The organism is Sphingomonas sp. CD22 (genome assembly GCF_034556155.1).
In the GTDB taxonomy this organism is placed as follows: domain Bacteria; phylum Pseudomonadota; class Alphaproteobacteria; order Sphingomonadales; family Sphingomonadaceae; genus Sphingomonas.
Genome location: NZ_JAYDYX010000001.1, coordinates 332,727 through 355,467, shown reverse-complemented (window position 1 = coordinate 355,467; position 22,741 = coordinate 332,727). Strand labels below are relative to the sequence as shown.

The window sequence follows — 22,741 nt, the reverse complement described above, 5'->3', positions numbered from 1 at the left end:
TCAGTCGCTGCGATGCCCCGAATGACAGACGATACCGAATTGGACGTTCCACACCTGCCCGCACAAAAAAATGCTGCATGACGGTGGGGATCGCCGGATTTAAGGGGGCGGCATGATCATTATGGCGCGTTCCCCGGCCGCAGCGACGACCGTCCCCGCCAGCCGTCCCGGCGCCATGGCGACCTTCCTGCTGCTGCTCGGCTGGGCGCTGCTGGTCCGCGGCCGCGACTTCGGCAATCCGATCATCCATGTCGACGAGCAATATTATCTGCTCGTCGGCGACCGCCTGCTCCACGGCGCCCTGCCCTATGTCGATCTGTGGGATCGCAAGCCATTGGGACTGTTCCTGATCTTCGCGGCGATGCGGTTGCTGCCCGGCGACGGCATCCTCGCCTATCAGCTCGTCGCGACGCTGTTCGCCGCGGCGACCGCCTGGCTGGTCACGCGCGGCAGCCTGCGGCTCGGCGCGACGCCGCGCGGGGCGCTGGTCGCCGGCCTAGCTTACGTGCTGTGGTTGTCGCTGCTCAGCGGGCGCGGCGGGCAGTCGCCGGTCTTCTACAATCTGTTCGTCGCCGCCGCGGCAGTGCTGACGCTGCGCCTGCCGCAGCTCGCCGCGCGCGGCGCCAGCGGTGCGATCGTCGCCAACGGTTGCGCTGCCTGCCTGCTCGCGGGCCTCGCGATCCAGACCAAATATACGCCGGTCGTCGAAGGCGCGTTCTTCGGGCTCGTCCACCTCTGGTATCTCCGCCGCGCGGGCGCTTCGCTCGCGCGGCTCGGGGTTTCGGGGCTGGTCTGGGCGGTGCTCGGCATCCTGCCGACCGCGGTGGTCGTGCTATTCTACCGGTGGCAGGGGCCGGCGGTGTTCGACGCATTCTGGTTCGCCAATTTCGCCTCGGTCTCGCTGCGCAAGGGCTATCCGGCCGCCAAGATCGCCGCACGGCTCGCCGGCACCACCGCGCAATTGCTGCCGTTCATCGCCTGCGTATCGCTCGCGTGGCGGGTGCGGCCGCGCCGGCCCGAGATGGCGATCGCCTTCGGCTGGCTCGCCGCGGCGCTGGTCGCCTTCGCGATGATCGGCGCCTTCTTCGATCATTATGCGCTGCCGCTGATGGTGCCGCTGGCGATGATCGCCGGTGTGGCGCTCGGCCGGTACCGGGCGGCACCCGTCGCGCTGCTCGGCTATGGCCTGCTGCTGTTCGTCGCGCGGGTGGCGCTGGTGCCGACCGAGGCTGCATCGGCGCGCGCGGTGGCGCGGGTGATGGCGGCGAACGACCGCGGCGGTTGTCCCTATGTCTTCGCCGGCGACGCCATCCTCTACCATCTCGCTTCTGCCTGTATCCCCACCGCCTACGCCTTCCCATCGACGCTCGCCTATGAAGCCGAACAGGGCGCCACCGGCATCGACGAGGCCGCCGAGGTGCGCCGCATCCTCGCCGGCCGGCCGCCGGTGATCGTGACGATGGACGCGCCGATGGCGCCGTGGAACCGCGACAGCCAGGCGGCGATGACGCAGGCGCTCGCCGCGCGCTATCGCCGGGTGTTGGCGGTGCCGCGCGAGGACGCGCATCTGCTCGTCTATCTGCGCGACGATCTGCCGCTGCGGCGCTGACGTCACGCCCCTTGGCGCGGACGCCTCCGCCGGGCTAGAGCGCCCGCATGACGCCGCTGACGCTCCACAACAGCCTGACCCGCATGACGGAGCTGTTCCAGCCCGCCGACCCCGCCGACGTCCGCATCTATTCATGCGGGCCGACGGTCTATCATTATGCGCATATCGGCAATCTGCGCGCCTATCTGTTCACCGACACGCTCGGCCGGGTGCTGACGTGGAAGGGCTATGGCCTGACCCATGTCATCAACATCACCGACGTCGGCCATCTGACCAGCGACGCCGACGCGGGCGACGACAAGATGGAGGCCGCGGCGCGCGCCAGCGGCCGCGACATCTGGGCGGTCGCCGCGCATTACACCGCGGCATTCAAGGCGAACCTCAAGGATCTCAACGTCCGCGATCCCGCCCGCTTCCCGCTCGCCACCGACCACGTCGAGGGCATGATCGCCTTCGGCGAGGCGATCGCCGCGAAACATTGCTATCAGCTTCCCGACGGCCTCTATTTCGACACCTCGACCGTCCCCGATTACGGCCGCCTCGCCGGCACCCGGGACGACGGTCCCGCCGAGGGCCGGATCGAGACGGTGGCGGGGAAGCGCCACGCCGCCGACTTCGCGATCTGGCGGACCAGTGCGCCGGGCGAGCATCGCCAGATGGAATGGGACAGCCCCTGGGGCCGCGGCGCGCCCGGCTGGCATCTCGAATGTTCGGTGATGAGCCGCCAGTATCTCGGCGCCCATTTCGACATCCACACCGGCGGCATCGACCACCGCGAGATCCACCATCCCAATGAGATCGCGCAGAATCAGGCGTTCAGCGGCACCGCCGACACCGGCGCGACGCTATGGATGCACAACAACTTCCTCGTCGACCGCACCGGCAAGATGTCCAAGTCGTCGGGCGAATTCCTCATCCTGCCGACGCTGGTCGAGCGCGGTTTCCACCCCCTCGCCTATCGCCTGATGTGCCTGCAGGCGCATTATCGCAGCGAGCTGGAATTCTCCTGGGAGAATCTCGCTGCGGCACAGACGCGGCTGAAACGCTACGTCCAGACCGTCGCGGCGCTCCGTGCCCGCGGCGAAGGCAAAGGCGCCGCCTCCGCCGCGCCTTATATCGAGCGGCTCGATGCGGCGGTGTCCGACGATCTCAATACGCCCAAGGCGCTGCCGGTGCTCGACGAATTGCTCGCCGACAAGACGATCGGCCCCGCCGCCCGGCTCGCCGCGCTCGGCGATTTCGACGCGGTGCTCGGGCTCGGCCTGACGGCGCTGTCCCGCGAGGACCTGCGCGTCCGCCCGGCCAGCGCCGGCATCGACGAAGCGGGGATCGCGGCGCGGCTCGCCGATCGTCGCGAGGCGCGCGCGGCAAAGGACTTCCCGCGCTCCGACGCGATCCGCGACGAACTCACCGCGCTGGGGGTCGAGGTGATGGACGGCGATCCGCTCGGTTGGGACTGGAAGGTAACGCCGTAACCGGCGACGGTCGCGCCTCTCTATTGCAGCGGCTGATCCGCCGTCGCGATGATCGGCGGCACGTACGGCCTCGGTGCGTTCGCGGGGATGCGCGCGATCTCCGCCTCCAGCGCTTTGGCGCGCGCCGCCGAGGACGGGTGCGTCCGGCTGCGGAACAGGCCGCCGTCGACGTCGCCGCCATGTTCGCGCCAGAAGCGCACCGCGATCTGCGGGTCGTAGCCGGCGTTGCGCAACAGATACATGCCGAGCAGATCGGCCTGATCCTCGGTCAGCCTGAACAGCCGGCCGTTGCGCCCTACCTCCGACAGCAGGCCGCGCTTCACCCCGGCGGCGTCGAGCCGCGCGGCATGATGGAGGATGTTGTGCGCCAGCTCGTGCGCGACGACCACCGCGACCTCGTCGTCGGTGTAGCGTTCGAAGAAGCGCACCGCGATCTGCACGATCCGCCCGTCCGCCGATGCGTCCATCCCCGGCCCGAGCAGCACCTCGAACGCGCTGCGGCAGCCCGGCGACGCGGCGATGGTGACGTTGCGCGCCTTGCCGTCGCGCAGCAGGTCGACGCGCAGCGGCTTGTCGGCGGGCAGGCCGGCGATCGTCGCGATCACCGCATCGCGCGCGGCGCTGGTCGCGGTCTTGCCCGGCACTGCGCCATCGACCCGCTTGCCGTCGATCGCGACGATCGAATCGCCCTCGCGCACCGCCGCGGCGGCCGCGGGTGAGCCTGGGACCACCGCCTCGACCGCGATCGGCGTCTCGAACCCGAAGCTGCGGCGTGCCTGGTCGCGCAGCGGCGCGTCATATTGGTCGATCGCATGGAGCGCCCAGCCCGGCGTCGGCGCCGTCTCGCGGCACAACGCGGCATTGGCGCTGGTCAGCCGATAGGCGATCCCCGCCATCCGCCCGTCCACCGCACGCAATGCCGTGAAGGTCGCGGCGCTATCCTGCGCCCGGGCCGGCGACGGGCTCCAGATCCCGAGCAATACGGGCGCGATGCACAGCAGAGCCTTGTTCATCCCGCCGCCCTAGAGCAGCGCGTTCGCCCGCGAAACCTCCGATACGCCTTCTCTACCGAACGCTCTTGGCATCGATGGTCACCTGATTGCCCTTCGACACGCCGGTACGCTTGCCGCTGGCGACCAGCTCCCACACCTGTTTGGGGGTCGGCAATCCGTCGAAGGACGGGAAGCTCGACACCGTGCCGTCGACGTCGGTCAGCGCCACGGTATAGGTTCCGCTCTTGTCGATTTGGCCCATCAGCGAGGGATAGACGCTGACCGTCCGGCCGGCATCGTACAACGCCATCTCATACCCCGCCCCATCGGCTCGATAGACGCCATATTCGAGGCGCGTATCGCCCTCGCGGCACCATATGGGTCGCGGCTGGGGCGGTGTGGCGGGATCGGCCTTCGCCTTCGCCGCGATACTACCGGCGAGCAACGCCATCAGCATGTCGCCGCCCGCGGGTTTGATCGGCTTGGCGTGCGTGAACACCAGCGGCGTGGCGCACGCCCTGATCGGCGTCGCCGCCGGTGCCGCGGGACCGGCCGGCCGTGGCCAGTGGATCGTCGCGATCGCCTGCTGCAATTGCGCATCGAGCTGCTCCGCGGTCAGCGCCTTGGCGCTCATCCGGATACTGACGATCCATTCGCCCACGGGCACGACCGCGAGCGCAGTGCTGCGATACCCCTTGCCGGCATTGGCATATACCTGCCGCAACGACGATGCGGCGGTCGCGCCCGGCGCGGCGAAGGCGATCGGATCGGCGGACGCCGGCGCCGCATTGCGGAACAGGTCGCGGCTCTCGATCGCGGTACGCGACCGGTCGAACCACAGCGCGACGTCGGGCACCGCCGGATGGAAGAGGTAGACCGTCGCGCTGACGCTGCCATCCGGCGCTTCGAATTGCGCGGCGACATCGTGTTCGCTCTGCGTGGCATCGGTCAGCGCGCCGCGCGGCAGGCCGGCGAGCTGGGACCGCAAAATCAATCCGGTCTCCGCATGTTGCCAGCTCTTGCCCGGCGGCACCGGCAAATCGCGCGCGGCAATCGGCGCAGCGGTCGCCAGCGCCAGGATCATCATCGCCCGTTTCATCGTCTGTCCCCCGTGGCCCCACACCCGAATAGCCTGCTAGCAGACCGGCTGGCGATTCCGCCAGCATCCGTGGCCGCCGGCGGCACCGGCAAAGCCCCCGCCATGCGGCGCCAAAGCCTTCCTTCATTGCGTCAGGGCCGTTTTGGGCGCATGTCGCGACGCGTTTAGACCCGAAGGACGACAGATCATGGCCGCGAACTGGGCCCCCGACAGCTGGACCAAGGCAGAGGCCCGCCAGCTTCCCGACTATCCCGACGCCGCGGCGCTGACCCGCGCGACCGACACGCTGGCGACCTATCCGCCGCTCGTCTTCGCGGGCGAGGCGCGCAACCTGACCGCCGAGCTTGCCGACGTCGCCGCCGGCAAGGCGTTCCTGCTCCAGGGCGGCGATTGCGCCGAAAGCTTTGCCGAGCATAGCGCCAACAACATTCGCGACACCTTCCGCGTCATCCTGCAGATGGCGGTGGTGCTGACCTATGCGTCGAAGCTGCCGGTGGTGAAGCTCGGCCGCATGGCGGGCCAGTTCGCCAAGCCGCGCTCCGCTCCCAACGAGACGATCGATGGGGTCGAGCTGCCGAGCTATCGCGGCGACAACGTCAACGACATCGCCTTCACGCCCGAAAGCCGCATTCCCGATCCGCAGCGGATGATCCGGGCATATTCGCAATCGGCGGCGACGCTCAACCTGCTGCGCGCCTTCGCGCAGGGCGGCTATGCCAATTTGCATCAGGTGCATCGCTGGACGCACGACTTCATGGGCCGCAGCCCCTGGTCGAAGAAATATGCCGAGACCGCCGATCGGATCGGCGAGGCGCTCGAGTTCATGGCCGCCTGCGGCATCGATCCCGAGACGGTGCCGCAGCTCGCGCAGACGCATTTCTACACCAGCCACGAAGCGCTGCTGCTGCCGTTCGAGGAGGCGCTGACCCGGCAGGATTCGCTCACCGGCGACTGGTACGACACCAGCGCGCATTTCCTGTGGATCGGCGACCGCACCCGCTTCGAAGGATCGGCGCACGTCGAATTCCTGCGCGGCATCGGCAATCCGATCGGCGTCAAATGCGGGCCGAGCCTCGATCCTGACGCGCTGCTGCGTATGCTCGACACGCTCAATCCCGGCCGCGTACCGGGGCGGATGACGCTGATCACCCGCTATGGTTACGACAAGATCGAGGCATCGCTGCCCAAGCTGGTCCGCGCCGTGACGCGCGAAGGCCATCCGGTGGTGTGGAGCTGCGACCCGATGCACGGCAACACCGTCAAGGCGGTGACCGGATACAAGACGCGGCCGTTCGACCGCATCCTCGCCGAGGTCCGCGGCTTCTTCGCGGTGCATCGCGCCGAGGGCACGCATGCCGGCGGCATCCACGCCGAGATGACCGGCCAGAACGTCACCGAATGCACCGGCGGCGCGATCGACGTGACCGAACAGAGCCTCGCCGACCGTTACCACACGCATTGCGATCCGCGGCTCAACGCCGGCCAGAGCCTCGAACTCGCCTTCCTCCTCGCCGAGATGCTCAACGAGGAAATGGCGGAACGCCGCAAGGCCGCCGCCTAAGCCGGTGAATACGGGGGCGTCGGCGATTGCCGCTTGACGCCCCCGCCCCCGCGGCCTAGAGGCGCTCCCTCACCGCATACGGCCCCTTCGTCTAGCGGTTAGGACGTCGCCCTCTCACGGCGAAAGCACGAGTTCGATTCTCGTAGGGGTCACCAGCGGCAGCACCCGACATCGATAATTACGCTACCGGCGAATGTCGTTCGCCGAACTCCGACGGGCATGCCGGGGTGCGCGACAGTCATGCCGCGCATCCCGTCCGTTGGTCAGAGGCCCGTCGCGTACAGCGCGTGGTGCGTCAGGATGAACAGCGTCTTCCGGTCGGCGCCACCGATCACCAGTTGCAACGGGCGTTCGTTCACGTCGATCCGGCGCTGCAGCGCGCCGTCAGCGCCATAGACGAACACCTGCCCGTTCGCGACATAGAGGTTGCCGGCGGCATCCTGCGCGACGCTCTCGCCGCCGCGGTCGGCGACGACCTTGAGGTCGGTGACCTGCCCGCCCTCGCCGACGAGGCCGCTGTACGTCCGGTTCTCCGAAGCGTTGGTCAGCGTCACGCGGCTGCCCGGCGCCGCCGCGACGAAACCGTAGGAATCGAGCGTGTCGGACCAGCGCCAGCCCTGGTGATCGTCCGGCCCCTGGTTCCAGACGCGGAACGCGGGCAACGCGAGCGAGCCGTCGGGCGAGACATATTCCTGCGCCTTGGCCTCGCCCATCTTGCCGGTGAAGAAGTCGGCGATGGTCGGATAGCTATAGGTCTTGGGATCGAGGCGATCGGCGAATTCGCCGTTCGCCCACACGTTGACCGGCAACAGCGTCGCCGCCTTGCGACCGGCGCGCACCGGCGTCGGCGCGATGACGCGGACGTCGGCGGGCCTGGCGGGATCGATGCTATAGACGCTGCCGTCGCGCCCTGCCGAGGACTGGATCAGCAGCGACCCTGATTTGTCGACCGCGAGGTTGACCGCGTCGAGCGGCGCGTCGGCGACGGTGGACAGACCCTCCGCCTGCGACCAGCCGTGGATACGCTGGAAGAAGCGGTCGATGAAATAGAGCTTGCCGGCCTTGTCGGTCGCCGCGCCGGCGATCGAATAGAAGCCGTCGGCCAGCTTGCGCACCCCGGCCGAGACCGGCACCGCCGAAGCGGTCGCCGCGGTGGCGGGCGCGGCGGGAACATCGAGCTTCGCGAATTCGCGCTCGCGGACCTCCTGCTGGCGGGTCATGTCCTTGATCGCATTCTCGAACGGATATTTGCTCGCGCGTAAATAGGTGCCGCAGCCCTTGGCGTCGCAGCTCGCGAAGCCGCTTTCGGCGTTCACATGGACGTTGCGGAATCGGATGTCGCCCGAATCGTACAGCCGCACCGCGGTGTCCATCGGCTTGATCGAGCGGGTGACGCGATAGGCATGGTAATTGGCGAACAGGATGTTGCGCGAATTGCGGAATTCGGTCGAGATCGCGTTGACGCCGTCGCGCACCTCCTGCTCGGTCTGCGGCGCGAGGAACTCCCAATTCTCGACATGGTCGAGGACGATCTCGTGGCGGTAATGATGCTCCGCCGACAGCTGGTAGACATGGCCCGGCGTCTTGGTGTCGGAGACGTAGAAGCCCGCCGATGCCAGCGTGTTGGGGGACCAGAGCGCGGAGAAGGTGCCGCCGCCGCCGTCGGTCACCCAGATGCTGGGATATTGGCCGTCGAAGCGCGCGCGCGGATCGCCGAAGCCGATCGGACTGCCCTTGGTCAGCAGCGTGCCGCCGCCGCCCTGGATCTTGACGTCGTTGACCATCGACGCCTCGCCCGCCTTCCACAGCAAGGCGGTCGCGCGCGGATTGACCCCGCCGGTCCACAGGCCGAGGCCGTGGACGATGGCGTTGCCGCCCTTCGCGCTTTCGATCAGCGCCTTGGCGCCGCCGACGCCCATATAGGCGGGGGTCTCGTCGGGCAGATAGACGTGGGTGAGGCTGGGGTGCAGCGCGATCAGCACGCTGTCGGGGCGCAGCTTGAGCGTATCGGTGACGCGATAGCGGCCCATCGGCAGATAGAGCACGCGATGCGTGTCGATCGCGCGTTGCAGCGCGGCGGTGTCGTCGGTGGTGTCGTCGCCCTTGACGCCGAGGTCGTGGACGTTCGCCCACGCCTTGACCGGCGGCAGCGCGGCGATCGCCGGCCGCGGTCGCGCCGGTACGCGAGCGAGCGGCGCCATCGTCACGTCGGTGGCATAATCCCCGATCGTCCCCAGCCCCGCCAGCTTGAGGCCGTAGGAGAAGTCGCTGACGCGGTAGCGCGCGCCCTTGCCCGCGACGGTCGTCCCGCTCTCACGGAAACGCGCGAAGGTCGGCGTGTTGATGCCGATCGCATTGTCGAAGCCGATCTGCGTAAAGACGCTCTTCTCCTCGGAGATCAGCACCGCCGATTGCGACACGTTCTCGAAGCGGACGTCCTTGCCCCACAGCGAATCGGAATAGCCGCGGTCGATCTCGATGCCGACCGGCGTGTCGCGGATCGCGACGTTGACCAAGGTCAGGTCGACCTCATGCTCGCGGATCGCCGCGTCGCGCTGGCCCTGGAAGTCGGAATCGATCAGCGTGAACTGCCACGCCGGCGACGTCTTCTCCGACATGATGCCGTAGCGGCCGCCGAAGAAGCGCAGATCCTCGAACTCGTTGCCCGCCTGATAGACGCCGGCGAGGCCCGAGCCGATGTGGAAGTCGGCATGGCGGATATAGCCGTGCTGCGCGACGCGGAAGCGCACCGCGACCGCACCCGCATTGCCCGCCCCGATGCGGAAATCGACGTTGGCGAGCGCGGAATAGAAGGTGCTCGACGTGGCGTCGAAGATGGCCGGATCGAATGGCACGCTGGTCCGCGGCGGCACCGGTGCCTTGCCGACGCGATATTGATCCTCGCCGGTGAAGGCGAGCATCGCCGCGACGCCGGAGCCGAAGCCCTCGCTATTGTCGCCGAGCACGATCTCCGGCCGGGTCGCGCCGACGCCGAAGATGCGCACCGCGGAACGCACGAAGATCGTGCGGCTGATCCGGTAGCGGCCCGAGGGCAGGAACACGATCCCGCCCTTGCCGCCCTGCGCCGCGGCGTCGATCGCCTGCTGGATCGCGACGCTGTCGTCGGCGCGGCCATCGCCGACGCCGCGGACGGTGATCGCCCGTGCGTCCTTGGGCGCGGTGAGGTAGACGGAGGTCGTCGCCGCCAGAGCGGGCGCAGGCGCGAGCAGCGCCGCGGAGGCGAGCAGCCAGATATGCTTCAAGACAGGTCTCCCGGGGATCGGTCGTGCCGCACGGCCCACCGGACCGGCGGGGAAAGGCTCAGGAGGCGCGCCGGCCCAGCGTCTGCGCGGCGAGCGCGACCTGCGTGCGGTTGCGCACGTTGAGCTTGCGCATCAGCGCGGTCATATGCGCCTTCACCGTCGCCTCGGCGATGCCGAGGTCGTAGGCAATCTGCTTGTTGAGCAAGCCGGAGTGGACACCGCGCAGCACCTTCATCTGCGTCGGCGTCAATTGGTCGAGCGCACAGGCCGCGACCGGCGCCGCAGCGGCGTTGATCGCGGGCTGGCGGGCGATCTGGGAAGTCCCTTCCATCGTCATCCTCCTCTGGTGGCCATAAGCCGGCGGTCGCCCGTGTCGGGCGCTCCATCTTGGTCGACCGATCCGGCAAAAAGGCGGATTCGGTTAGACAGGTTTCTTGTATGATCCGTACAACCTGTGGGGATCAAGCCTTTTTTCTTGGCGACAGGCAAAAACCTGTCCTACAGATACCGCAAGGAACGGCAGACGAAGGCGTCGCCGAAGCGGAGGGAGGGTGTCGATGCGGCACAGACAGGCGGGCGCCGCGGCGCGTATGTCGCCGAAGCAGGTTGATGGTACGCAGACGCTCTCCCCGCGCGGGTCGTCACGTCGGGCGTGTTGGAGACCGCTGCGAAAGTCCACCCGGCCACTGCCGCTGTGCAGTGTTCCTGCGAACGCAGGAACGCAGGGCCAAGCAGAACAACGCCTTGCGGTGTCCGGGACCCCTGGGCTTCTGCTTTCGCAGGAGCACTGGAGATTGGCGGAGGTCTCCAACCGGTCCGCGGTGACGGGGTGGATAGGGACATGCCTTGAGCCGAACCTCCCCCCTGCCCCGGCGGTGTCGCGATGACCGGCGCGGACATCCGCCTCGTCGTCGCGGCGCTGGCCGGCATCCTGCTCGCGGTGCTGATGATCGTGCGCGGCCGGCTGCATCCCTTCATCGGGCTGCTGTGCGGCGCGTTCGCGGTCGGGCTGTTCGCCGGCCTGCCGCTGCCCGATATCGCCAAAGCGGTGCAGAAGGGCGTCGGCGACATCATCGGCGGCACCGGACTGGTCGTCGCGCTCGGCCTGTCGCTAGGCGCGATGCTGCATCTGTCGGGCGCCGCCGCGGCGCTGGCGCAGAGCGCGTTGCGGCTGACCGGCGCGCGCGCCGCACCCTGGGCGACCTTGGGCATCGCGATCGTCATCGGCCTGCCGCTGTTCTTCGAAACCGGGCTCGTCCTGCTGCTGCCGATCGTCGTCGCCGCCGCCGAGGCGATGGCCGGCGCGGACGACGCGGATCGCGACGCTGCCAAGCTGCGGCTGATCATGCCCGCGCTCGCCGGGCTCGGCGTGGTCCACGCGCTGGTGCCGCCGCATCCCGGCCCGCTGCTCGCGGTCGAGGCGCTCGGCGCCAATCTCGGCAAGACGATGCTGTACGGCATCCTGATCGCGATTCCGACCGCGATCCTCGCCGGGCCGGTGCTCGCCCGCTTCGTCACCCCCGGCATCCGCCTCGCGCCGCCGCTGCTGCACGACCACCGGCTCGATCTCGCCACGCCGGGGCGGCTCGCGTCGCTGGCGATCGTGCTGCTGCCGGTGCTGCTGATCGCCACCGGCGAGCTCGGCCAGATGGCGCCGGGGCTGAAGGGCACCGGCTGGCTCGTCGCGGCGAGCAACCCGGTGATCGCGCTGCTCGTCACCAATTTGCTCGCTCTGCCGCTGCTGTTCGGTCGCCGGCTGCGCGAAGCGAAGATCCAGGACGCGGTGTGGCACGAGACGATGGCCGCCGCCGGCGCGATCCTGCTCGCGATCGGCGCCGGCGGTGCGTTGAAACAGGTGCTGGTCAGCGCCGGCCTCTCCGATCTGCTCGCGCGGCTCGTGTTGATGTATGCGGTGTCGCCGTTGCTGCTCGGCTGGCTGGTCGCGGTCGGCATCCGCCTCGCCGCAGGATCGGCGACGGTGGCGACGATCACCGCGGTCGGCATCATGCCCGGCGTCGTCGCCGGCTCCGGCGTCTCGCCCGAACTGGTGGTGCTGGCGATCGGCGCGGGCTCGGTGTTCTTCAGCCACGTCAACGATCCCGGCTTCTGGCTGGTGAAAAGCTATGTCGGCACCAGCACCGCGGACACGTTCAAGACCTGGTCGCTGCTCGAGACGACGATTTCGGTGGTCGGGCTCGCGCTGGTGGTCGCGCTCAGTTATGTCGTCTGACACACGCGGGGGAGGCAGCCATGAGTGAAGTCCGGCTGGTCGATCGCGCGTACACCGCGATCGTCGCCATCATCAACGACGAAGGGCTCGCGATCGGCGATCGTTTGCCCTCCGAATCGCGGCTCGCCGCCTCGTTCGGCGTGTCGCGGACGATCGTCCGCGAGGCGCTGGCGCGGCTCGCCTCGGACGGGATCACCGCGGCGCGGCGCGGCGCCGGCTCCTACGTGCAGCGGCGGCCGTCCGAACGGCTCAGCACGCACATGCCGATGGATGCGCTCGCCAAGACGCTCGGCACCTACGAGGTGCGTTTCGTGCTCGAATCGGAGGCGGCGCGGCTGGCGGCGCAGCGCCGCTCGCCGCAGCAGCTCGACGAGATCGAACATACGCTCGCGGCGTTGCGCAGCGCCTTGCTGTCGAACGCGCCGGCGCATGACGAGGACTGGCTGCTCCACCGCGCGATCGTCGAGGCGACGGGCAATTCCGCCTTCGTGCCGGTGTTCGACCATCTGCAGGACGAGGTGATGCGCATCCTGCGCGCCGGCGTCGACATCTCGCGCTCCCGCCCGCCCGAGGTGATCGGCGCGATGATGGCGGAGCATGACGCGATCGTCGATGCGATCCGCACCCGCGATGCCGACGGCGCGGCGCTGGCGATGCGCTGGCATCTGTCGCAGGGGCGCAAGCGGCTGATGCCGTGAGTCGGGCCGGGCTCCCCCGATCGCCGAGCGTTTCCCGATCTGCGCCGTTCGCCCTCAGCCCGTCGAAGGGCCCGAGCCTCACCGCCCTGCGACGGACTCAGGGCGAAGGATGGGCTATCCGGTGGTCCGAACCCGCGACCGCGCCTTGCCGCGCGTCGATCCACGCCAGCGCCTCCGCGATCAACACCTCCACCGGCCGCGCGGCGTCGAGCGTCACCGCGGGTTCGTCGGGCGCGGGCCGCTCAAGGGTGGCGAGCTGGCTGCCGAGCAGGCTGGGCGGCATGTAATGGCCCGAGCGCGTCTCCATCCGCCGCGCGATCTCGGCCGCGCCGGTGTCGAGCAGCACGAACAGCAGCGGCACCGCCGAGGCGGCGGACAGCCGCTCGCGATAGCTGCGCTTGAGCGCCGAACAGGCGGCGACCGCGACATGGCCGGGCGCCGCCAGCGCCGCCTCGCCGAGCGCCGCACCGAGCCGGTCGAGCCACGGCCAGCGATCCTCGTCGGTGAGCGGATGGCCCGCCTGCATCTTGGCGACATTGGCGCGGGAATGGAACGCGTCGCCTTCCAGCACCGGGCAGGCGAGCGCCGCGCCGAGCCGCGTCGACAGCGTCGACTTGCCGCTGCCGCTCACGCCCATGACGACGACGGCATAAGCGCGATCGGTCCCTGCTTGTCCCTGCACGCGCTACCCTTGCGTTCGAGGCCGGCCGAGCTGCCGGCGTGACGATATTCTTGCTATCCCGCGTCCGCGCCCGGCTGACCATTACGACCTTTGTCGCAATCGTCGCCCCGCGCGTGCGATCCTACTCCGAAGCGATCACGGGACGCTCCCACGCCCACTGCAAGGAAAACGCCGAGATGACAGCCACGTTCCGGGCGGCGCACCGCCTGCCCCCCCTTGCCGCGCTGCTGCTCGCCGGCACCGCCACGCCGCTGCTCGCGGCGATGCCTTCAGTCTCCACCTTCGCGACCGCGCCGGCCGATCCGCGCGCGGTCACCGTCGCGGGCAAGGGCGACGGCGCGGCCGACGACAGCGTTGCGATCCAGCGCGCGATCGATTCGGTCGCGGCGCAAGGCGGCGGCGGGCTCGTCTTCCTGCCGACCGGCCGCTACCGCATCACCCGCACGCTGTTCATGCGGCCCGGCGTGCGCCTGTTCGGTGTCGGCAAGCGCCGCCCCGTCATCCTGCTCGCCCCGCAGACGCCCGGCTTCCAGCGCGGCGTCGGCAGCATGGTATTCTTCACCGGCACCTTGCCCGTCCGCCCAGGCGAGCCGCCGCGCCCGCCGGTGCCGGTGCCGCCGCCGACCAGCGTCCCGTTCGATCCCGGCATCGCCGACGCCAATTCGGGCACCTTCTATTCGGCGATGGCCAATGTCGATTTCGAGATCGGCGACGGCAATCCGGCGGCGACCGCGGTACGCTTCCACGCCGCGCAGCACGCCTATCTCAGCCATATCGACTTTCATCTCGGCTCGGGCCTCGCGGGCATCTATCAGGTCGGCAATATCGGGCAGGACCTGCGCTTCTTCGGCGGCCGCTATGGCATCCTGACCGAAAAGCCCTCGCCCGCGTGGCAGTATACGCTGCTCGATGCGACCTTCGAAGGGCAGCGCGACGCCGCGATCCGCGAGCATGAGGCGGGGCTGACCCTGGTCAACACCGTGTTCCGGAACGTGCCGGTCGGGATCGAAATCGATCGCGGCTATGGCGACTGGCTGTGGGGCAAGCAGGTGCGGTTCGAGAATGTCTCGAAGGCCGGCGTCATCATCAGCAACGAAGGCAATGCCTATACGCAGATCGGCTTCGAGGATGCGACCGCGGTCGGCACGCCGGTGTTCGCGCACTTCCGCGACAGCGGCAAGACGGTCGCCGGGTCGGGCGCACGCTACCGCGTCCGCGCCTTCACCTATGGCCTCACGGTGCCCGCGCTCGGCGCAATGGGCAGCTATGCCACCCGGATGGATGCGGTGCCGCTCTCCGGCACGCCCAAGCGCCGCGACCCGGCGATCCGCCTGCTGCCGCCGGTCGCCGCCTGGACCAACGTCCGCGACCTCGGCGTCACCGGCGACGGCACCACCGACGATACCGCGGCGCTGCAACGCGCGATCGCCAGCCGGCGCGTGCTGTATTTCCCCGCCGGCTTCTACCGAGTCAGCGACACGCTGACATTGCGCCCCGACAGCGTGCTGATCGGCCTCCACCCCAGCCTGACCCAGATCGTCCTCGCCGACGACAGTTCCGCCTTCCGCGGCGTCGGCGGCCCGCGCGCGCTGCTTGCCAGCGCCAGGGGCGGCGACGCGATCGTCTCCGGCCTCGGCCTCGCCACCGGCGGCCGCAACCCGCGCGCGACCGCCTTGCTATGGCGCGCCGGCGAGCGCTCGCTGGTCGACGACGTCAAGTTCCAGGGCGGCCACGGCACCTTCCGCGCCGACGGCAGCCGCTTCGATCCCTACAACGCCGACCACAGCGGCGATGCCGATCCCAAGCAGCGCTGGGACGGCCAAAATGCCAGCCTGTGGGTGACCGACGGCGGCGGCGGCACGTTCAACGGCCTGTGGACGCCCAGCACCTATGCCGCGGCCGGGCTGCTCGTCTCCGACACCGACACGCCGGGGCACGTCTATCAAATGTCCGCGGAGCATCATCGCCGCGCCGAAATCGTGCTCGACCGCGTGCGCAACTGGGAATTCCTCGCGCCGCAGACCGAGGAGGAGGCCGGCGAGAGCCGCGACACGGTGGCGTTCGAGATCCGCAACTCGCGCGACATCCTGTTCGCCAACCTCCACGCCTATCGCGTCACCCGCTCGCTGCAGGGCGCCCCGGCGGCGATCACGCTGACCGGCTCGACCGGCATCCGTTTTCGCAACGTGCATGTGAATGCCGAGAGCGGCTTCTCGACCTGCGACGCCGCCGGCTGCGGCACCTATCTGCGCGCGAGCAAATATCCGTACGAGAATGCGATCCGCGACATCACCCGCGGCGCCGAGGTGCGCGAGCGCGAGTTCGCGGTACTCGACGTCACCGACGCGCCGGTCGCGGCGCCATCCACCGCGATCCCGGTGACGCGCGTCGCCGGCGGCTTCCACGCGCTCGGCGGCGGTGCGGTCGACCGTGCCGGCAAGCTCTATTTCGTCGACCGCCCGATGCAGCGCATCCACGGCTGGAGCGCCGGCGAGGGCCTGTCGGTGGTGTCCGACGCGCCGCTCGACGCGGTCAATCTCGCGGTCGATGCGTCGGACCGGCTGATGGTGCTGTCGTCCGCCGGCGCCGCGGCGACCGTCTACAGCCTCGATCCCAAGCGTCCCGCCGCCGTCGACGTGCTGGCGGCCAGGCCGGCCGCCGCGCATCCGCGGATCGTCCTGCCCGGCAGTCTGTGGAACAACGGCGAATTCCGCGACCAATATGATCCGGCAACCGATCGCTTCACCACGCTTGCCGAGATGTTCGCGCGCGACATGGCGATCGCCAAGCCCCGCGAATACGTCTCGCCCGACGGCAGCCTCGCCTTGCCCGCCTTCCGCGTCTGGCAGCAGGGGCCGGCGGATCACCGCGGCTGGCGCTTCTCGGATACGCTCGACACGTATGGCCTGATCACCGCCAAACCGGGCGGGCGCGTCTATCTCGCCAACGGCTCGGAGAACCGCACCTATAGCGGTCTGGTCGGCGCCGGCGGCGCGGTGACCGATCTCAAGCCGTTCGCACCACGCGGCGGCGAGAGCGTCGTCGCGGGTCCCGACGGGCGCGTCTACGTCGCCAACGGGCAGGTGTTCGTCTACGCCGCCGACGGCCGCGAACAGGGCCGGATCGACGTGCCCGACCGGCCGCTGCAACTGCTGTTCGGCGGTGCAGACGGTGGTACGCTGTTCATCCTGACCCATCACGCGCTCTACACCGCGCGCCCCTGAACTCCTGCCGCTGCGGCACGAATCGACTTTGGTCGTAGATGCCGCGGCGACCGTCTTTGCGTAGACTGGCCGCAGGATCAGGGATCAGACCGGCGAGCCCGGCGCGGACCCTGCGGACAAGGGGATGGATGATGAAGATGGTCTTGCGCGATCGGCGACGCCTTGCGGGTATTTCGGGTAGCGCTACCAGCGTGATGGCACTTGCGGCGATGCTGGTGTCGGTGCCGGCGTTCGCGCGGCCGCTGCCGCAGCAGGATCAGTCGGCGGTGCCCGATTCGACCCGCTCGGCAGACCCCGCCGCGCCCGACCAGCTCGTCAAACCGACCACCACCACCGACGGCACCGCCGATGCGCCGCAGGCGGAGGCCCCGGCGAGCGACATCGTCGTCACCGGCACCCGCATCACCGCCAACGGCTTCAACGCGCCGACCCCGACGACGGTGATCGGCGAACAGCAGATCCAGCAGAATGCCCAGGCGAACATCTTCAACACCGTCGTGCAATTGCCCTCGCTGCAAGGATCGACCGGTGCGACGACGGGCACGTTCAGCACGTCGAGCGGCCAGCAGGGGCTGAGCTCGCTGTCGCTGCGCGGTCTGGGGACGATCCGCACCCTGACCTTGCTCGACGGACAGCGCGTGATCGGCGCCAACGTCACCGGCGTGACCGACATCAGCCAGTTCCCGCAATTGCTCATCAAGCGCGTCGACATCGTCACCGGCGGCGCCTCCGCCTCCTACGGCTCGGATGCGGTCGGCGGCGTCGTCAACTTCATCACCGATACCCGCTTCACCGGCGTCAAGGGCAACCTTCAAACCGGCATCACCACTTACGGCGACGACGGTCAGGTGCTGGCGCAGCTCGCGGTCGGCAAGGCGTTCGCGGGCGACAAGCTGCACGTCATCCTCAGCGGCGAATATGCGAAGGATCAGGGCGTCGGCCCCGGCAACTATGGTGAGGACCTCGCCGGCAGCCGCGACTGGTATCGCGCCTCGACGCTGGTCGACACCGGCAACCGCGCCGGCGGCACGCCGCAATTCCTCTACCGTGACCATGCGCAAGCCTATCAATATACGAAGTACGGCCTGATCAGCAGCGGCCCGCTGCAGGGCACGGCATTCGACGTCAACGGCAACCCCTTCCCGTTCCAGTACGGATCGAACGGCGTGCCGTCGAAGACCGCGGGCGGCAACGTCATCGGCTGCTACGTCGGCTTCTGCGTCGGCGGCGATCAGTCGGGCCATGTCGGTTCGGGCACGTCGCTGCAATCGGCGCTGGAGCGGATCAACGGCTACACCCGCGTCGGCTACGACATCGCGCCGGATACCGAGCTGTACGTCACCGCCAATATCGCGCAGGTCAAGACCAACAACCAGCCCAATCCCGGTGCCTCGAAGACCGGCCTGACCATCCAGTGTTCGAACCCCTATCTGCCCGCGTCGGTCAGCGCCGCCTGCGCCGCCAACGGCGTCACCACCTTCGGCTATGGCCTCAGCAACGCCATCCTGCCGAACATCAAGGTCAATACCGATCGCCGCCAGTATCGCTTCGTCGGCGGCCTGAAGGGCAAGGCCGATGTGCTCGGGTCCAACTGGACCTATGACATCTATTACGAGCACGGCATCAACATCACCGACATCAATGTCGACAACATCAGCCTGAACGGCCGGTACAATCAGGCGATCAACGCGACGACGCTCAACGGCCAGATCGTCTGCGCCAATGCGACCGCGCGGGCCAACGGCTGCCAGCCGATCAACATCTTCGGAGGCGCGGCACCCTCCGCCGCGGCGCTCGCCTATATCGTGCCCGAGAACGGCCCGTTCCAGCATACCCGCCAGACGCAGGATGCCGCCGCCGCCAGCATCTCGGGCACGCCGATCGACCTGTGGGCGGGTCCGCTCGCGGTCGCGATGGGCGTCGAATACCGGCGCGAGGCGTATCGCGTGAACGCCGATCCCTATGGCGCGGGCGTGTCGGCGATCAGCCCCAATTCGGCCGACTATCCGGCCGATCCGATCCTCAATTCGACGTTGGGCAGCAACTGGTACGCCGGCAATTACAAGAACGGTTCGGGCAAATATCACGTCTACGAAAGCTTCCTCGAACTTAACCTGCCGATCCTCGACTCGGCGGCTTTGGGCAAGGCCAGCATCAACGCCGCGGGCCGCGCGACCAAATATTCGACCTCGGGCGTCATCTACGCCTGGAAGGTCGGCGGCACCTGGGAAACGCCGCTCGACGGTTTGCGCCTGCGTGCGGTGACGTCGCGCGACGTGCGTGCGCCGAACCTTTCCGAACTGTTCGCCGCGCCGACGACGACGACCGTCCCCAACTTCACCGACCCGCGCACGACGGCGGCCAACCCCACCGGGCGACAGCTGCTCATCATCCAGAACACGATCGGCAATCCCAATCTGCGCCCCGAAACCGCGCGCAGCACCGAAGCCGGCATCGTCTACGCGCGCCCGTCCTGGCTGCCGGGGCTCAGCCTGTCGTTCGACTACTACAAGATCAAGGTCAGCGACGTCGTCTCCAGCCTGTCGGCGCAGCAGATCGTCAATCTGTGCTACATCTCGAACCTGCCCGACACCTGCGGCGCCTTCAATCTCGACATCGCCGCCGGCAGCAACCAGACCGCGTTCGTCAACGTCCAGTCGTTCAACCTCGCCTCGATCAAGACCGAGGGCTTCGACATCGAGGCGAGCTACCAGTGGCGCAATCCGCTGGGCCTCGGCGGCAACTTCACGCTGCGCGGCCTCGGCACCCACGTCATCAACTTCATCACCGATCCCGGCCTGCCCGGGACCATCCCGGTCGACAGCGCCGGCGCCAATTCGGGCGCGACGCCGAGCTGGAAGTGGCTGGCGATCCAGAGCTACGACAATGACCAGTTCAGCCTGCTGCTGCAGGAGCGCTGGTTCAGCGACGGCGTGTTCGGCAATCAATACGTCGTCTGCTCGACGAGCTGCCCGGTCTCGACCGCCAACAATCCGACGATCGACTATAACAAGATGAAGGGTGCCTTCTACTTCGACATCGGCGGGTCGCTCAACGTCACCAAGCAGGTCAGCATGTTCTTCAAGGTCGACAATCTGTTCGACCACGATCCGGAGGCATCGCCGCAGACCAACACCGGCCTCGACGTCAATCCGGCGCTGTATGACACGCTGGGCCGCTTCTACCGTCTGGGCGTCCGCGCGCGGTTCTGATCCGATAGTCCGCTCCAACCAGGTCCCCCGCCTCCCCCGCCATGCCGGACACGATCCGGCATGGCGGGGGATTTTTTATGGGATCGTTCCGGGCCGGATCGACGATCGGGGTGTCGCGACGGCAATTAAGTCCGCCGTCATGCCGGACTTGATCCGGCATCCCGCTTCTTTGCGCCGTCCGACGAAGCGGGACCCCGGCGCAAGGCCGGGGTGACGGGCGGGGCGGTCGCGGGGTTGCGGTGCCGATGAATGTGGCGCCGGAGGAACGCCCGCCCGCGCCAGCCATTGATCCGGGATGGCATCCCCCACCCCCGCCGCCGCCACTGGCGTCACCGTCTGGCATGACGGCAATTGCCCGTTATGCCGGCGAGAGATCGCGGTGATGCGCCGGCTCGACCGGCGCGGCGCGATCACCTTCATCGATGCGACCGATAGCGACAGCGTCTGTCCGATCGATCGCGGTGCGCTGCTCGACCGGTTCCACGCCAGCGAGAACGGTCGATTGCTCTCCGGCGCCGCCGCCTTCGCGGCGATGTGGCGCGCGATCCCGCTGCTCCGCCCGCTCGGCCTGCTCGCCCGCCAGCCGCTGGCGTTGCACGTCATGGAGCGGGCCTATCGTCGCTTCCTGCGCGTTCGACCACGCCTCCAGCGCCTGCTGCGGTGAACCGACGGGCGCGGTCATCCGCCCATCGCATATTGCCGGCAATGGTTGAGATAGCCCGCCTCGTGCAGCCCGGCGAGCGCGACGACGCTCTCCCATAGCCAGCCCGGCGCGTCGATCGCCCCGCGGCGGTCGGCATCGAGCACCTGCGTCCACTCCGCACGCTCGTCGCGGCTGAGCTGACGTGCATGCGCCTTGCCGACGACGAAAGCGAGGTAGCGGGCCGCCTTCACCGCCTGACCGGCGCTGAACTGCTCCACCTCCAGCTTGAGATCCTGCGGTGAGAGTTCGCGCACGAACAGCGACCTGTCGAGCATCCGCGCCGCGACCATGCGGCTGCCGAGATGCGGCGACAGCGCGCGCGCCGCGGTCACCACCCGCACCGCCTGATCCGCCGGCATCGTCGCGCTGCGCGCGGCCGGTGCGATCGGCGCGGTCGCTTCCTTGATGTCGATCAGCGCATAATCCGACCGGCCCTTGGCGTTCTTCAACCCGGCCAGCGCCGCGAAGCGCAACAGGCCGAGCGAGCTGCACCCCTTCATCCAATAAGCGGCATCGACCAGCCGCACCGCCCGGTCGCGGTCCTTGTCGTCGAGCGCCAGCACCAAAGCGGTGACGTCGGGCTCGGCGAGCACCGCGGCGAGCGCATCGCGTTCCCTGCCGTCGAGCGGCCAGAATTTGTCGCCGAGCGGAATCGTCGGCTCTTCGGTGCGCAGCCGTTCCTTGGCGAGGTGCCGCCAGCGCCGGCCGAGCGCACGCCGCTTGACGCTGCGCACCACCTCGGGTTCGGGGCCGCTGTCGTCGCCGCCGGGATCGCGCATCGCGCGCGCATAACCGGTCACCATCTCCTCGATCATATGCGCGGTGGTGACGCCGGGCAGGTCGGAGCCGCGCGCCGCGGTCGCCAGCGACAGGCCGAGGCGGATGAGATCGTGCGCGGGATTGCCGATCACCGCCTGGTCGAGATCGCGGATCTGGATCGCGATGCGTCCGTCACCGTCGTTGATCGGCCCGAGATTGCCGAGGTGGCAATCGCCGCAGATCCAGATCGCCGGTCCTTCGGGAACGTGACGCGACGCCCGCGATTCCGCCAGCCATTCGTAGAATTTGACCGTGTTACCCCGGACATAGGCATGGGTCGAACGCGCCATCTTCAACTTGCGCTTGGCTTCGAGGATGGCGCCGCGTTCGGCGGAACGGGGTGTCGGCATCGATGTCCTTCGGATCAGCAATATAACGTAACGCACGCTGACCCACATGGGTTACATCCGACCGGCAAATTTCAGGCGGCCTTGCCTTCCCCACCGAGCGGCGACGCCGCATAATCGGCGAGCAACGCGGCGGCATCGTCGTAGATCGCGACCGCGCCGGCGCGTTCCAGCACCGCATCGGGGAAGCCGCCGGAGCGGACCGCGATAGCCGCCATGCCGCATTTCGCCGCCGCTTCGATGTCATAGGGCGTATCGCCGACGACGATCACCTCGGCGGGGTCGAGCCCGTCGAGCTTGGCGAGCGCGGTGGCGAAGATGTCGGGCGCCGGCTTGGTCTGCTCGACATCGTCGCCGCTGGTCGCCTCGCCGACCAGATCGCGGGCATCGAGCAGGCCGAGATAATGGTCGAGCTCCTCACCCGACGCGGACGAGGCGAGGACGACCTGCTGACCGTTGCCATGGGCGTGCGCAAGCAGGGCGCGGGCATCGGCGAAGGGTTTGGCCTGATCGAGATATTTGGTCTTGAACGCCTTGCCGTGGGCGTCGCCGAGCTGCTCGACCGCGTCGTCGTCCAGGTCGGGGAGCAGCGTCGGCACCAGTTTGTCGGTGCCCTTGCCGATCTGGTCGTGGATCGTCTGCCGGTCGAAGCGCGCGCCGATCCCGGCAAAGGCTTCTTCCCAGGCGAGGACGTGGAGATCGTTGCTGTCGACCAGCGTCCCGTCGATGTCGAAAAGGATGGCCTTGATCTTGTTGGGCATGGTGCCTCCGATGATTTGGGGAGCGGCGGCGCCATCGGCCACCTCGTCCCATCGCCAACCAGCGAT

The 22,741-nt window shown here is 68.7% G+C and carries 15 protein-coding genes and 1 tRNA gene; 9 read left to right on the top strand and 7 right to left on the bottom strand.

The genetic code is table 11. From position 1 onward, the window contains the following. Positions 1-121 precede the first annotated feature (121 nt). Together SFC76_RS01575 and cysS are read left to right on the top strand one after the other, a co-directional pair. On the top strand, positions 122-1,609 hold the full coding sequence (locus SFC76_RS01575) for a hypothetical protein (protein WP_322847735.1): 1,488 nt from the start codon (positions 122-124) through the stop codon (positions 1,607-1,609). A 47-nt stretch (positions 1,610-1,656) separates the two neighbouring features. Beyond that, a complete protein-coding gene (gene cysS, locus SFC76_RS01570) occupies positions 1,657-3,084 on the top strand; it encodes a cysteine--tRNA ligase (protein ID WP_322847734.1) in 1,428 nt (475 codons plus the stop codon). Positions 3,085-3,104: 20 nt separating this feature from the next. On the opposite strand, the gene SFC76_RS01565 is transcribed toward cysS, so the two are convergent. Together SFC76_RS01565 and SFC76_RS01560 are read right to left on the bottom strand one after the other, a co-directional pair. Continuing rightward, the gene (locus tag SFC76_RS01565; RefSeq protein ID WP_322847733.1) at positions 3,105-4,097 is read right to left on the bottom strand and encodes a M48 family metalloprotease; all 993 of its coding nucleotides are present in this window, start codon (positions 4,095-4,097) and stop codon (positions 3,105-3,107) included. Between the two features lie 52 nt (positions 4,098-4,149). Beyond that, positions 4,150-5,175: a hypothetical protein gene (locus SFC76_RS01560; RefSeq protein ID WP_322847732.1), complete on the bottom strand. Its 1,026-nt coding sequence runs from the start codon at positions 5,173-5,175 to the stop codon at positions 4,150-4,152. A gap of 187 nt (positions 5,176-5,362) precedes the next feature. Between SFC76_RS01560 and SFC76_RS01555 the strand changes: the two genes are divergently transcribed. Next, entirely contained in the window at positions 5,363-6,736 is a 1,374-nt protein-coding gene (locus SFC76_RS01555) for a class II 3-deoxy-7-phosphoheptulonate synthase (RefSeq protein WP_322847731.1), read from the top strand. Between the two features lie 80 nt (positions 6,737-6,816). After that, positions 6,817-6,891, top strand: a tRNA-Glu gene (locus SFC76_RS01550). Between the two features lie 108 nt (positions 6,892-6,999). Here SFC76_RS01550 and SFC76_RS01545 read toward each other — a convergent pair. Together SFC76_RS01545 and SFC76_RS01540 are read right to left on the bottom strand one after the other, a co-directional pair. Beyond that, positions 7,000-9,999 (bottom strand): glycosyl hydrolase family 28-related protein, encoded by a 3,000-nt coding sequence (locus SFC76_RS01545; RefSeq protein WP_322847730.1) that lies wholly within the window; start codon positions 9,997-9,999, stop codon positions 7,000-7,002. A 58-nt stretch (positions 10,000-10,057) separates the two neighbouring features. Then, positions 10,058-10,330, bottom strand: a complete 273-nt coding sequence (locus SFC76_RS01540) for a response regulator transcription factor (RefSeq protein WP_322847729.1) — start codon at positions 10,328-10,330, stop codon at positions 10,058-10,060. Between the two features lie 552 nt (positions 10,331-10,882). Here SFC76_RS01540 and SFC76_RS01535 point away from each other — a divergent pair. After that, the gene (locus SFC76_RS01535; RefSeq protein ID WP_322847728.1) at positions 10,883-12,229 is read left to right on the top strand and encodes a gluconate:H+ symporter; all 1,347 of its coding nucleotides are present in this window, start codon (positions 10,883-10,885) and stop codon (positions 12,227-12,229) included. Between the two features lie 20 nt (positions 12,230-12,249). After that, on the top strand, positions 12,250-12,927 hold the full coding sequence (locus tag SFC76_RS01530; protein WP_322847727.1) for a FadR/GntR family transcriptional regulator: 678 nt from the start codon (positions 12,250-12,252) through the stop codon (positions 12,925-12,927). A 97-nt stretch (positions 12,928-13,024) separates the two neighbouring features. Here SFC76_RS01530 and SFC76_RS01525 read toward each other — a convergent pair whose 3' ends face one another. After that, positions 13,025-13,609: a gluconokinase gene (locus SFC76_RS01525; protein WP_416222369.1), complete on the bottom strand. Its 585-nt coding sequence runs from the start codon at positions 13,607-13,609 to the stop codon at positions 13,025-13,027. Positions 13,610-13,785: 176 nt separating this feature from the next. Between SFC76_RS01525 and SFC76_RS01520 the strand changes: the two genes are divergently transcribed. From SFC76_RS01520 to SFC76_RS01510, 3 genes are all read left to right on the top strand, one after another. Further along, on the top strand, positions 13,786-16,833 hold the full coding sequence (locus tag SFC76_RS01520) for a glycosyl hydrolase family 28-related protein (RefSeq protein WP_416222368.1): 3,048 nt from the start codon (positions 13,786-13,788) through the stop codon (positions 16,831-16,833). A gap of 131 nt (positions 16,834-16,964) precedes the next feature. After that, positions 16,965-20,045 carry a TonB-dependent receptor plug domain-containing protein gene (locus tag SFC76_RS01515; RefSeq protein ID WP_416222376.1) on the top strand — a complete coding sequence of 1,027 codons (3,081 nt, stop codon included), beginning with the start codon at positions 16,965-16,967 and terminating at the stop codon, positions 20,043-20,045. Positions 20,046-20,340: 295 nt separating this feature from the next. After that, on the top strand, positions 20,341-20,709 hold the full coding sequence (locus SFC76_RS01510) for a DUF393 domain-containing protein (protein ID WP_322847726.1): 369 nt from the start codon (positions 20,341-20,343) through the stop codon (positions 20,707-20,709). A 14-nt stretch (positions 20,710-20,723) separates the two neighbouring features. Here SFC76_RS01510 and SFC76_RS01505 read toward each other — a convergent pair whose 3' ends face one another. Both SFC76_RS01505 and SFC76_RS01500 read right to left on the bottom strand, forming a co-directional pair. Next, the gene (locus SFC76_RS01505) at positions 20,724-21,917 is read right to left on the bottom strand and encodes a DUF2252 family protein (RefSeq protein WP_322847725.1); all 1,194 of its coding nucleotides are present in this window, start codon (positions 21,915-21,917) and stop codon (positions 20,724-20,726) included. 71 nt (positions 21,918-21,988) lie between these two features. Then, positions 21,989-22,675, bottom strand: a complete 687-nt coding sequence (locus tag SFC76_RS01500) for an HAD family hydrolase (RefSeq protein ID WP_322847724.1) — start codon at positions 22,673-22,675, stop codon at positions 21,989-21,991. Between the last annotated feature and the right edge of the window lie 66 nt (positions 22,676-22,741).

What these genes read in the sequence shown, in the direction of transcription:
- SFC76_RS01575 (WP_322847735.1), top strand. Translation starts at nt 122, where the DNA reads ATGGCGCGTTCCCCGGCCGCAGCGACGACCGTCCCCGCCAGCCGTCCC.
- cysS (WP_322847734.1), top strand. Translation starts at nt 1,657, where the DNA reads ATGACGCCGCTGACGCTCCACAACAGCCTGACCCGCATGACGGAGCTG.
- SFC76_RS01565 (WP_322847733.1), bottom strand. Translation starts at nt 4,097, where the DNA reads ATGAACAAGGCTCTGCTGTGCATCGCGCCCGTATTGCTCGGGATCTGG.
- SFC76_RS01560 (WP_322847732.1), bottom strand. Translation starts at nt 5,175, where the DNA reads ATGAAACGGGCGATGATGATCCTGGCGCTGGCGACCGCTGCGCCGATT.
- SFC76_RS01555 (WP_322847731.1), top strand. Translation starts at nt 5,363, where the DNA reads ATGGCCGCGAACTGGGCCCCCGACAGCTGGACCAAGGCAGAGGCCCGC.
- SFC76_RS01540 (WP_322847729.1), bottom strand. Translation starts at nt 10,330, where the DNA reads ATGGAAGGGACTTCCCAGATCGCCCGCCAGCCCGCGATCAACGCCGCT.
- SFC76_RS01535 (WP_322847728.1), top strand. Translation starts at nt 10,883, where the DNA reads ATGACCGGCGCGGACATCCGCCTCGTCGTCGCGGCGCTGGCCGGCATC.
- SFC76_RS01530 (WP_322847727.1), top strand. Translation starts at nt 12,250, where the DNA reads ATGAGTGAAGTCCGGCTGGTCGATCGCGCGTACACCGCGATCGTCGCC.
- SFC76_RS01520 (WP_416222368.1), top strand. Translation starts at nt 13,786, where the DNA reads ATGACAGCCACGTTCCGGGCGGCGCACCGCCTGCCCCCCCTTGCCGCG.
- SFC76_RS01515 (WP_416222376.1), top strand. Translation starts at nt 16,965, where the DNA reads ATGAAGATGGTCTTGCGCGATCGGCGACGCCTTGCGGGTATTTCGGGT.
- SFC76_RS01510 (WP_322847726.1), top strand. Translation starts at nt 20,341, where the DNA reads ATGGCATCCCCCACCCCCGCCGCCGCCACTGGCGTCACCGTCTGGCAT.
- SFC76_RS01505 (WP_322847725.1), bottom strand. Translation starts at nt 21,917, where the DNA reads ATGCCGACACCCCGTTCCGCCGAACGCGGCGCCATCCTCGAAGCCAAG.
- SFC76_RS01500 (WP_322847724.1), bottom strand. Translation starts at nt 22,675, where the DNA reads ATGCCCAACAAGATCAAGGCCATCCTTTTCGACATCGACGGGACGCTG.